Source organism: Rheinheimera pacifica (genome assembly GCF_900108485.1).
GTDB lineage: Bacteria > Pseudomonadota > Gammaproteobacteria > Enterobacterales > Alteromonadaceae > Alishewanella > Alishewanella pacifica.
The window spans coordinates 35,016-46,035 of the sequence record NZ_FNXF01000014.1 but is presented as its reverse complement, the minus strand read 5'-3'; the positions used below and the strand labels follow the sequence as shown (position 1 = coordinate 46,035).

At 43.6% G+C, this 11,020-nt stretch carries 5 protein-coding genes and 1 pseudogene; 4 read left to right on the top strand and 2 right to left on the bottom strand.

Annotated features, from left to right (window positions below):
• Positions 1 to 41 precede the first annotated feature (41 nt).
• On the bottom strand, positions 42 to 956 hold the full coding sequence (locus tag BLW68_RS15725) for a pirin family protein (RefSeq protein ID WP_092795436.1): 915 nt from the start codon (positions 954 to 956) through the stop codon (positions 42 to 44).
• Positions 957 to 1,543: 587 nt separating this feature from the next.
• Here BLW68_RS15725 and BLW68_RS15720 point away from each other — a divergent pair.
• The 3 genes from BLW68_RS15720 to BLW68_RS15710 all read left to right on the top strand — a co-directional run bounded on the left by BLW68_RS15720 (position 1,544) and on the right by BLW68_RS15710 (position 7,142).
• The gene (locus BLW68_RS15720; protein ID WP_143039975.1) at positions 1,544 to 2,584 is read left to right on the top strand and encodes a 4'-phosphopantetheinyl transferase family protein; all 1,041 of its coding nucleotides are present in this window, start codon (positions 1,544 to 1,546) and stop codon (positions 2,582 to 2,584) included.
• Between the two features lie 287 nt (positions 2,585 to 2,871).
• A complete protein-coding gene (locus BLW68_RS15715; protein WP_092795431.1) occupies positions 2,872 to 4,038 on the top strand; it encodes an efflux RND transporter periplasmic adaptor subunit in 1,167 nt (388 codons plus the stop codon).
• Positions 4,038 to 7,142 carry an efflux RND transporter permease subunit gene (locus BLW68_RS15710; RefSeq protein WP_092795429.1) on the top strand — a complete coding sequence of 1,035 codons (3,105 nt, stop codon included), beginning with the start codon at positions 4,038 to 4,040 and terminating at the stop codon, positions 7,140 to 7,142. Before BLW68_RS15715 ends, BLW68_RS15710 begins: the two co-directional genes overlap by 1 nt.
• Positions 7,143 to 7,308: 166 nt before the next feature.
• Here BLW68_RS15710 and BLW68_RS20985 read toward each other — a convergent pair.
• Positions 7,309 to 8,051 (bottom strand): annotated as a pseudogene (locus BLW68_RS20985) (transposase family protein); the annotation flags it as partial.
• A gap of 669 nt (positions 8,052 to 8,720) precedes the next feature.
• Between BLW68_RS20985 and BLW68_RS15700 the strand changes: the two are divergent.
• Positions 8,721 to 11,006 (top strand): penicillin acylase family protein, encoded by a 2,286-nt coding sequence (locus tag BLW68_RS15700; RefSeq protein ID WP_143039974.1) that lies wholly within the window; start codon positions 8,721 to 8,723, stop codon positions 11,004 to 11,006.
• Positions 11,007 to 11,020: the final 14 nt, after the last annotated feature.

Below are 11,020 nucleotides of genomic sequence, written 5' to 3'. Positions count from 1 at the left end.
TTTTCGTCTGGCGGCTATAACGGCTTGATTCCGGGCCGTAGTTATTCCGGTAACGGGATAAATTCTTCCTCATCACCCACTACTTTAGCAAAGCGGCCAGCAGCCCAGTCTTGCCTTGCTTGCTCTATGCGCTCTTTACGGCTGGAAATAAAATTCCAGTTGATAAAACGCGGGCCAATATTTTCGCCGCCAATAATAGCAATTCGGCTATCCTGATTGGCGGTAATAGTGACGCCCTTAGCGGCAGAAAACACCACCATACTAAACTCTGGCACCAACGTGTCTTTTACCTGCAACTGGCCTTTAGCCACATACACCGCACGCTCTTCGCAATCGGGCAGAGTGAGCGACTGGCCGGGTTGCAGGTGTGCCTCAATATACAAAGTGTGGGCATAGGTTTTTACCGGCGATTTTATACCATAGGCTTCGCCCATAAGCACCCGCAGCGCTACACCATCAACGGTTTTCGCCGGAATATCGCGCTTAGGGTAGTGATAAAACGCCGGTGCAATTTCTTCATCTTGTATCGGCAGAGCCAGCCAAAGCTGAAAACCGTGCAGCCGGTGCGCGCTGCTGCGCACTTCTGGCCGCTCGCGCTCTGAGTGCGCAATACCGCGGCCTGCCACCATTAAATTAATATCACCGGGTGTAATAGTCTGGTAACTGCCCAGCGAATCGCGGTGCAGTATTTCCCCTTCAAGCAGGTAGGTAACGGTTGCCAGGTTAATATGTGGGTGCGGCCTTATATTAATGCCGGAGTCTGGTGCAAAATCAGCTGGCCCTATATGATCAAAGAATATCCAGGGCCCCACCATTTTACGCTGCCGGGTAGGTAAAGTGCGCTTAACCTTAAACTCACCTAAATCGGTTTCATGTGGTTGTATGATCAGCTCAATAGCGTCACAACCCTGATTAATATCGCATTCAAGTTCAGTATTTTCTGTTTCAACGCTCATCTGCAATGCCCTTTAGTTGCCAATCTTAAGTAAAAGATTACTTAGCCCAGAATGGACATTAAAGGCTTTAAAATCAAGTTTGCCGGCAGGTCGATTAAAGTTTGCAATGAAGTTTTATATGGCTGCCCCAGCAGGAATCGAACCTTTAGGTATATCAGGCCTTAGAGCCAATATTTTTTGCTGTGGTGCTATCTGTGGTGCAAAAATGTTTGCTTGGGTTTAGTAACGTTTTGCGCTTTTTTGCGCTGCAGTCGACTATAGTCAAATTCATGACAGCGGGCAAGTGTTACCGGCGCTAGTTTTCCGAAGGTATTATTGAAAAAGTGCCGGCATAAAACAGCCTTTATTTTCGCCAAAATAGACCCTGAATTTTTCAGCAACAAAATCGCAAATGCGTTTGGCACCCTAAAAAGAGGGTTTTCATGTGCGCAGCGTAATGACAAAATATTTTACATCGAAAACTAATAAAGTTGTCGCGTTGCAAAGGCTGAGATAATTTTTTGAATCAGGATATTGGCACTGCTTTTGGATTGGTGAATTAGTGTTGATTGACAGTCTTGCCAGTAATAATTAAACCGGACAGCGATTTGGGAACATGGCTAAAAATGATTGGATTGGGCAAGAATGAGTATTCGTACTCATCCGAAACATGCAAGCTGCAATCAAACGTATTAATAGCCGGCAGGTTTTTTTGCGGTGCTTATCAAACGCACATCTGGTCTGATATTCGGTCCAGATCACTTTGCCAAGCAGCAGGAGTAAAGTACGCTCTGATAAGCGAATATGTAGGGCAGTATACGGTCAGGCTGATTTGTCGGGTAATGGAAGTTTGTACAACTGAACAGTATTTTCGTATAAAAGGAAGAGTAGATGTGGCGGTAGTTATGAATGGATTTATCTTTAATGTGCTGGAATACAAACTGGATGAGATGGATTTCCTGGATAACAGTGTAAAAATTCTATATTGCCATTTTGACAAGTCAAAATACGTTGATGAGTATTACCCAGCTTTGAATGTGAATTTTCCGTCTACGTTGTCAAAAGCAGTGGATTCTCGTAAAGCTGAATACCTTATTGGTCGGTATCTCGCGAAAACGATCCTGAAGGATTTCGGTCTGTCTTTTGCAGATATCGGTATAGGGCGAAATCGAAGCCCTGTTTGGCCAAGTGGTATCTCTGGTTCCATCTCGCATACGTCGGACATGGTGATGTGTGCTATTTCAAACTCTGAATCGACAAGGTACATTGGTATTGATATCGAATTACCGCTATGCCGGTCTACTGCCTACTCTGTTAGTCAACAGGTCTTAAGGAAAGATGAAATTCCCATTGCGCTTAATTGTGGTTTAACGTTCGAATTTGTGGTTTCCTTGGCTTTTTCTGCCAAAGAAACTTTATTCAAAGCGATTCACAAAGACGTCGGTCATTATTTTGGATTTGAGGCAGTTCGAATAACTCAGCTCTCTGTTTCAACGCGAACATTGTTTATGACACTAACAGAAAATTTGTCTCCAGGGTTAGTCAAAGGTAGAGAGTTTACCTGTCAATGGGATTATCTTGAGGGGGTGTTGTTTACATTTTTACTAGAATTACGCGGAGCGAGATTGCGCGCGGGAGCAGTTATTTAAAAACAATATTTCAAATAATTTTCTTTTTTAACTGGTTTCCGCAAAGCGTTTACTTTTAAATTCAATGGGATTAGTATCCCATTAGTAATAACATCCTATAACCGGCTAACTTTCAGAGGCTTTGGTTGGATGTTATCAAGGTGGGGTGATCTTAATTGACCATGTTGACCTAAATCAGTTAAAAAATTTTGGTAAAATTGCTATGTTGAGGACGTTACCTGCTTATATTTGACTTAGTAAGGTTTATTCGGAACAATTAAATTGTTAAAATTGAAGTAGAGACGTTCATGAAACTGTATTATTTCAAGTCAGCAATACCAATAATAATGTCTGTCTTAGTGTCCGTTTGGTTGCATAGCAGCAATTCCAACGCTACGGTAACCGCCAAAGATAAATTCGTTCAGCAAGTCACTTTTGAAACCCTAAATGCCGTTGACCACCAAGTCATCGTTAAAGCCTGGGGGCAATTGGAACCGTGGCAACAAACTTCACTTGCTAGTCAGGTTGCAGGCAGAGTGGAATACGTTCACCCCGACTTTGAAATTGGCAAAGTGGTTCAGGCGGGAACCATAATACTTAAACTCGATCCAGCAGATTACGAACCGCCGGTGGCGGCTGCAGCGGCAGAGTTGGCGTTAGCTGAAGCTCAGTATCTGGAGGCAATGGCAACGGCCGATGTAGCACGAGTGCAATTGCGTGACAGATTGGATACTGCCTCACCACTTGCCCTGCGCGTACCTCAACTTGCCGCAGCTAAAGCCAGAGTGGACTCGGCAAACGCTGCACTTCAAATTGCAAAACGTGACCTGGCTCGGACCAATGTAGTTGCACCCTATACTGCGGTAATTAGAGAGTTGAATGTTGGTGTCGGTCAGGTCATTGCATCAGGTGAATCTGTTGCAACACTTTTCAATGCAACTAAAGCTCGGGTGATATTACCTGTTGCTATGTACGACGCTCCTTTTATTGCAAATACTATGAAATACTCATCCAGTGAAATCCGGGTCACAGACACATCAAATCGAAATGTAGTAAGAACCGCGCGCTTTGAAGGTGTGCTAGCCTACGTCGAACAGCGAACACGCATGCAGCAGGTAGTGGCTATAATTGAAGATCCGTATTTGGTTGAAACCGACAACGGATTCTCGGAGGCAAGATTAAAATTCGGGTCATTTGTTGAAGCCGAACTGCAGGGGCCATTGCTACAAAACGTTTACGCAATTCCTCAGCATTTACTCGACGACAATAAAATTTGGTTAATCAATGAAGAAGATCAATTGCAGTCACGAGAAGTGGAAGTGCTGAGAGAAGAACAGGAACTGGTATACGTTCGAGGAAAAATTAATGACGGCGAAAGACTTGCCAAAACTCTACCTGACTATCCAACCAATGGAACTCGTGTTAAAGCTGTTAAATCTATTGTTTCTACGCACAGTGCCAGCGGAGATTTGTGATGCAAAGAAGCGGAATAACAGGGTATTTTGCCAACAATTCTGTAGCCGCAAACTTGTTGATGATTTTCATCATCATCATGGGACTAGTAAGTTGGAATAATATAAAACGGCAACTTTTCTCTACTTCCGAAATTGCTAAAATTTCTATTAACGTTAAATGGCCTGGCGCAGGTCCGGAAGAAGTTGAAGAAGGCATAACGGTAAAAATAGAGGAATCTTTAAAGAACATTCCTGAAATTACGAAAGTTATTTCTGGCTCTGGTGAAGGTTCGGCCGTTTTCATTCTGGAGGTGAAAAAGGATGTGTCGGTAGATTCGGTTGTACAAGATATCCAGCGCAAACTTGATGCTATTCCGACCTTCCCGGTAAACATGGAGCCTCTAATCATTGATCGCTTTCATTGGCATCAGCCCGTCATGCGTTTGGTATTGACTGGTCCTCTAAGTCCGCTGGTATTCAAAAAGCTTGGCAGTGAAATTCGTACTGAACTGTTACAATTGGATAATGTTCATGTTGTTGATTTCCTTACCTTACCTGAAAATGAGGTTGCGATCGAAATCGATCCTCTTATGTTGCGTAAGTTCGGAATTACATTAGAGTTTATCGCCAATCAAATTGTCCGTTTTTCGCAAAATGTCTCGGCGGGAAAAATTCGTACAAAAGGTTCTGAATTATTTATCCGCCACGAAGGCCAGGCCTACAGTGCCGAAGAATTTGGCAATATTCCTATTATAGTCGGGGAGTCAGGTCAGCGAGTCGTGCTGTCAGATATTGCTAATATCAGCGATACTTTTGCCGAAGGAATTCGTTACAGTCAGTTCAACTCAAAACCCGCAACTTCTTTAGAAATCTATGCCACGGAAAAAGACTCCATGCCTCTGGTGGCAGAGAGCTTGAAACTTTATGTCGCCGACAAGTCGGCAAAACTTCCGGCAGGAGTAGAGCTGGTGATGCTCGATGACACCACGACTTACCTTGACCAACGAATTGATATGATGTTGAAAAATCTTGTTCAGGGCGCCGTATTGGTATTTTTGGTTTTAGCCATATTTTTGCGATTCCGGGTCGCTGGATGGGTTATGTTAGGTTTGCCGGTGGTGCTGCTCGGAACGGTTATGTTGATGTATACCTTTGGTATTTTGATAAACGTGACTACGTTATTTGCCTTTATTATGGTTCTGGGAATTGTCGTTGACGATGCTGTCGTTATTGCGGAGAGCGCTTATAAAGAGTCTTCAGAAAAAGGGCACAGCGTCGAAAGTATTGTGGCGGGTGTTAAGAGAGTCTCTACGCCTGTAACCTTTGGTATTTTGACAACTATTGCGGTATTCATGCCAATGCTATTTGCAGATGGCAACGATTCAGGGCAGTTTATTGATCTGGCAGCCGTCGTAATTATTTGTTTGCTGTTTAGTTTACTGGAATCCAGACTTATTCTTCCGAGCCACCTTGCCCACACTCAATTAGACCCTTTACCAGCTAATCACTGGCGTCAAAAAGTGGATTCCGGTCTCATGAGGTTTATTGAAAACCGCTATTTACCTATGTTGCGTCGTTGTATAAATGCAAAAGCTCTCACCATGAGTTTATTTCTTGGGGCGCTAATAATTTCAGTCAGTATGCTTACCAGTCAGGTCATCAAACCAGTTCACCTACCTAAAGTGGCGGCCGATACTCCCAAAATCTCTGTAGTTATGAACAACCTTGTGACAGAAGAACAAACCCAACACATCATGCGAGAGATAGAGAATATCGTCTGGGAAACGAACAAGTCTGCAGAAGTTTTAACAGGGCAAAATGTCGTGGCAAACATTCTCACGTACGTAAGCCGCAGGGGAAGAGGAGAATTACTTGTTGAGTTGGTGGGCGAAAATGCTCGTTCTATAGATGCCTTTGAGCTTTCACGTTTATGGTACGGTAGAATGTCTGTGATTCCGGGAGTATATTCGATTAAGATCCAAGATGAGGCGATTGCTAACACTGAGGGGGGCGCTATTGGCTATCGCTTCTTCGGCAATGATTTTGAGCAGCTCAGCAATGCTGCGTTAGAATTAGTGGAAAAGGTTAGCGAACTGGAGGGGGTTTATAATGTCACCTCGACGATTAACCCTGCGGTTAAAAAACTGACTTTTGATTTGAAACCTATTGCCTATAGCATGGGATTAACACCGGTAATAGTTGCGCAGCAAATCAATGCCGGTTTTCACGGGTTTGAGGCGCAAAGGATGAATCGCGATGGCAGGGATATCCGTGTTATGGTGAGGTATCCTGACAATGTTCGTTCACAACGTTCTGCTCTGAGAGAGACCCTTATTTTCACGCCTGCGGGACACGAAGTGCGGCTTGGTGATATTGCAGTGATTAATGAAGATGTGGCAATGCGCTCTATTAGACGTGAAGATGGATTTCGTTCTGTATTAGTACTCGCTGATGTTGACACCACTATCACTACCGCAACACAGGTAACAGGGCATATCAGTGACAATATTCTGCCAAGCATTCTCAGTAAACACAAAACAGTTAAGACTTCGTTAGCTGGCTCTTTTAAAGAACGGGCTGCGCAACAAAGTCAGATGATGCAATTTTCAATCGTGGCACTGATCCTTGTATTTACGCTTTTAGCAATTCCATTAAAAAGTTATGTGCAACCGCTCTTAGTTCTATCAGTAGTGCCTTTCGGTATAATTGGCGCGGTGTGGGGCCATTTACTATTCGGTTATAATTTTAGCTTGTTTAGCTTGTTTGGTGTAATTGCCGCAATTGGTGTCATGATAAATGACTCGCTTGTATTAGTCTGCGCAATTAATACCTTAACTGAACAAGGTTTTAAAAGAATTGACGCTGTTTTTGCCGCAGTAAAGACTAGATTCCGTCCAATTTTGCTGACTTCTGTTACTACATTTGTAGGCTTAATCCCAATTATGTTTGAGTCCAGTTTACAGGGCCAATATGTAGCACCTATGGCCATTTCACTTGCATTTGCATTATTGATATCGACTTTTGCATCTTTGATTCTAGTTCCATTGCTATACATGTCATTGGGTGATAAAAATAAAGAAGCTCACAATACAAATAGTGAGGAATCTAAAGAATTCGTAGTGTAGTGGCAAACAGAATTTGGCCACCTGATTAGAGGTGTTATGATCCACCTCGTATGACATTAGGTGACATGATGAACAAGAAAACAAGACCTACATTCAGCTGTACTAGCCCAGAATTTCGTCTCGAATGTGCTCAGTTAGTCGTTGACCAGAGCGGGCCACTGTGCAGACACTTTTCCCGGATCAGCGTTTGCTCCAGCAGCTTTGCTGCGTGTTCACCTGACTCTTGTTCATGCTCCTCAGAACCAACAATTTTCCGGCTGAACAAATCTTCCAACATATACAGGTAGTAAAACTGCCCACGCACCGTACTTGGCAAGTAGGTGATATCCCAGCAAAACACCTGGCAAGGCCCGGTTGCGGTATAGGTCGTTGGCAGCGTTGACACCTTCGGCGCTAAACTCCGGGCACGATGATGCAGTTGACCAAAGGTTTTGAGCACCCGATAAATCGTTGATTCAGAGCCATAATATTCATCATCATCCAACAGCGTTGGTACGATTTGCAATGGCGGCAAACTGGCAAACTTTGGTCTATTACACACCTCGATGATCTTTGCTTGCTCTTCTTCCGTCAGCTTATTCGAGGGTGGTGGACGAACCGCATCAGGCCTTTGATCAGCGGTGATCTTGCCATCCCGATACCAGCGCCGATAGGTGCGCAACGTAATGCTAGCTTCTTCACAGGCCAGAGGAAGCCTCGCTCCAGCCTGGTTCGCTTCCTGTATCAAGTTCACACATTCAGTGCGCTCTGAGACCAAGGTTAATCGTCCTCGTTGTCGTTCTCCCAAAGCGCATTTAACTTTTTTCTGAGCACCAACAATGCTGCGGTTTCAGCTAAAGCTTTTTCTTTGCGCCTCAGTTCGCTTTTTAACTGTTTGATTTCTTTATGGTCGGCCTGGCGCTGCCGTTTAGCTTCCACCCCTCAGTAATGCGGCGCTTAAGGCTGAAGCACTGTTAATCTATGCCACAATGACCCACTTGTACTAAATTTGGCCGGCTGGATGCAAATGCGTTCAGAGCTTACGTGAATACTATTGCTCATCTATTCATATGATTAGTGCATTTGCCAGCGCCAATTGTGTGGTAATGGAACAAGTTAAAACAGACGAGAAGAGCAACGAAATTAACGCAATACCTCAGCTTCTAAATTTTTAGAACCCAACAGTTGCCATGCCAACCACACTACCGAGTGGAGAGGCACTGTGTTGAATGCGGTCATTACATTTTGCAAACAGTGGGTTTACAATATTGCAAATAATATTGTAGGTATTGTGTAAAATATAAGTGCCTTTTAATCACGAAAAATTAAAAATGTGTGCGTATAGTGTCGGCTGCCCAAGCTGGTATTCTCTAAGGAAGTGAGGGGTATGTAAACTGTTTTGGTTAGTAGTGTACTCGCAAAAGAAAGAAAAAAGCTTTTATCTGTTAATTACTTATTTATCTATCTAAAAATATGTGATTTAATCGTTTGTAAAAGCTTTTTTAAGTAAGAAGAAAAGTGACAATATATAATAATAAAATCACTCGTTTTGTTCCGTTCAATTCAGTAATTAGGAGGCGGCCAATCTTATGGAGGTTGGTGTCGCTGATTATTATTCCTGTAGCTGTGATGTTAGTTTTAGTCAGGCTTTATCTGGGCACGTCTTTGCCCCAAAGTGATTATTATAAAGGCGAATTTAAGGCTTATCCTGAACTATCAATTCAACGCGATGCACAAGGTGTGCCTCTTATCTCAGGTGATGAATTGATAGGCATTTATTACGGTTTAGGTGTTGCGCATGCCCAGGACAGACTGTGGCAAATGGAGCTACTAAGACGAAAGGCTGCCGGGCGCCTGAGCGAAGTGTATGGCGCGCAGAAGTTACATATAGATAAATTCGCCCGAACCATGGGTTTTTATAATCAGGCCACGAAAGATCTTGCGGCGATGTCTGATTCGACATTGGCTATTTTAAACGCCTACAGCAACGGCGTTAATTATTGGTTAGCGCACGCTCAACAACTCCCATTGGAGTTTTCTGTTTCCGCAATCAAGCCTCAACCGTGGAGTCCCCTGGACACATTAGCCATTTTCAAAGTATATGCGTTTGAGCTAAATGCCAGCTTCCACAAAGACTACGAGCGTTTACAGCTGTTGCAATTGTTTGGCATTGACTACCAGAGCAGTCTATTTGCAGGAAATAGCGAAATTGATATTGATTTCTCCAGTCAGCTGCTTTTCACACCACTCAAAAGCAAGTCTTTGGCTTCTGTAACAGAGCTACAAAAAGATTTCAATTTTGGTGGTGCGTTTACTGCCATAGAAGGAATCGTTACGTCTCCTCAACTGCTGCAAAAAGATAAGGCGTATCTTGCATATACCTTGCTTTCAGCTACGGAATACTCGGCGACGCCATATTATGCAAGGCTAAACGCAGAGTCACATAAATTGGCTGGCGTGACTTTACCTGGAGTCCCTGCAGTAATGTTTGGCGAAAATGGCAGCATATCGTGGGTGGGTAGTCCGGCATTGGCAGACACTCAGGACTTAATTGTTGAGCAGTTCAATCCCGCGAAGCAGGGCGAATATCTTTACGGTGGTAAATGGTTGACCGTCGATTACAGGGTAGAAGCCATCAAGGTCAGGGCCAATTTTCCAAGCTTTTTACGCAACCCCATTCAAGATGTTCAGCTCACAGTGAAATCAACCAACAATGGCCCATTGTTATCCGAACTACTAGATACCGATTTGCCTGTCAGTTTAGTGTGGACAGGTTTTAATGATGCTGACACGAGCTACGAGTCCATCTTAAAACTTAGCCACGCTGAAAACTGGAGCGCTTTTGTGGAAGCGTCTGCTGGTGTCGTCGCTCCCGCAATGAATTTTTTGTATATTGATTCAGAAGGTAATATTGGTATGCAGGCCAGTGGAAAAGTTCCTGTACGCCATTCAGGAGAAGGTAAGCTGCCGATACAGGCTGGTAGCACGAATTCAAGTTGGACATCATTTGTGGCACCGCAAAACATGACATCATTGATTAACCCCGAAAAAGGCTGGTTAACGTTTACATCAGGTAAATCTAATTCGGTTGCACGGGTTGCCTCTAAGCAAAGCTATGCATTGTCTCTAGATGCATTGTCTTTAAATGAACTGCACTCAATTTTGTCAGAAGTCGGAAGGAACGATAATAAGACACTACTTCCATTGCTGTTGGACTTAGTGACTGAAAACAGCGAAAGAAAAACTGTGCTTGCTCGTTTGCGTGATGAAATGTCCTCACAACAAAGCAGTACGGTTCCGCAGGTTATCTATGCAGCATGGCTCACCCACTACCGAAAACTGTTGGTGCTCGATGCTTTTGAAGATAACAAAATTCTTCGAGTGTCTGATCAGCATGCTTCTCAGTGGGGGGCTGCCTTGTCCGTTGATTACCTGCAGCAAAAACTTGAAGCAACAGCATCCCGTTGCCGAGCTGATGCAAGTGAAACTGGCACTCAGTGTGCGTCAATAGTTGAGCAGGCCTTGGACAGTGCCATAGGAGAAATCTCTCTGCTTGCAGGTCGAGACATAAACAACTGGACTCTGGACAATTTACAGCATGGGGAGTTTGCTCATAGCATCTTTGGTCAAACTAACATACTTAAAAGTGTGTTGAATCAACCAATTCAGCTTGAACCTTCCATTACAGTTTTAAAACCTGAATTAAATCAGTATAAATTCGGTAAAGGTATTGTCACTAAACAGACTCCTGCAATGAAAGTCATTCATCACGGAGAGGAAAATATATCCACCAGCTTGCTTTTGTTAAGGGGGCAGTCAAGCAACATGTTCAGTCCCTGGTATGAACATCAGTCCCCCTTAGCAGATGACTGGGTAAACAGGTGATGAATTCTTTGTCT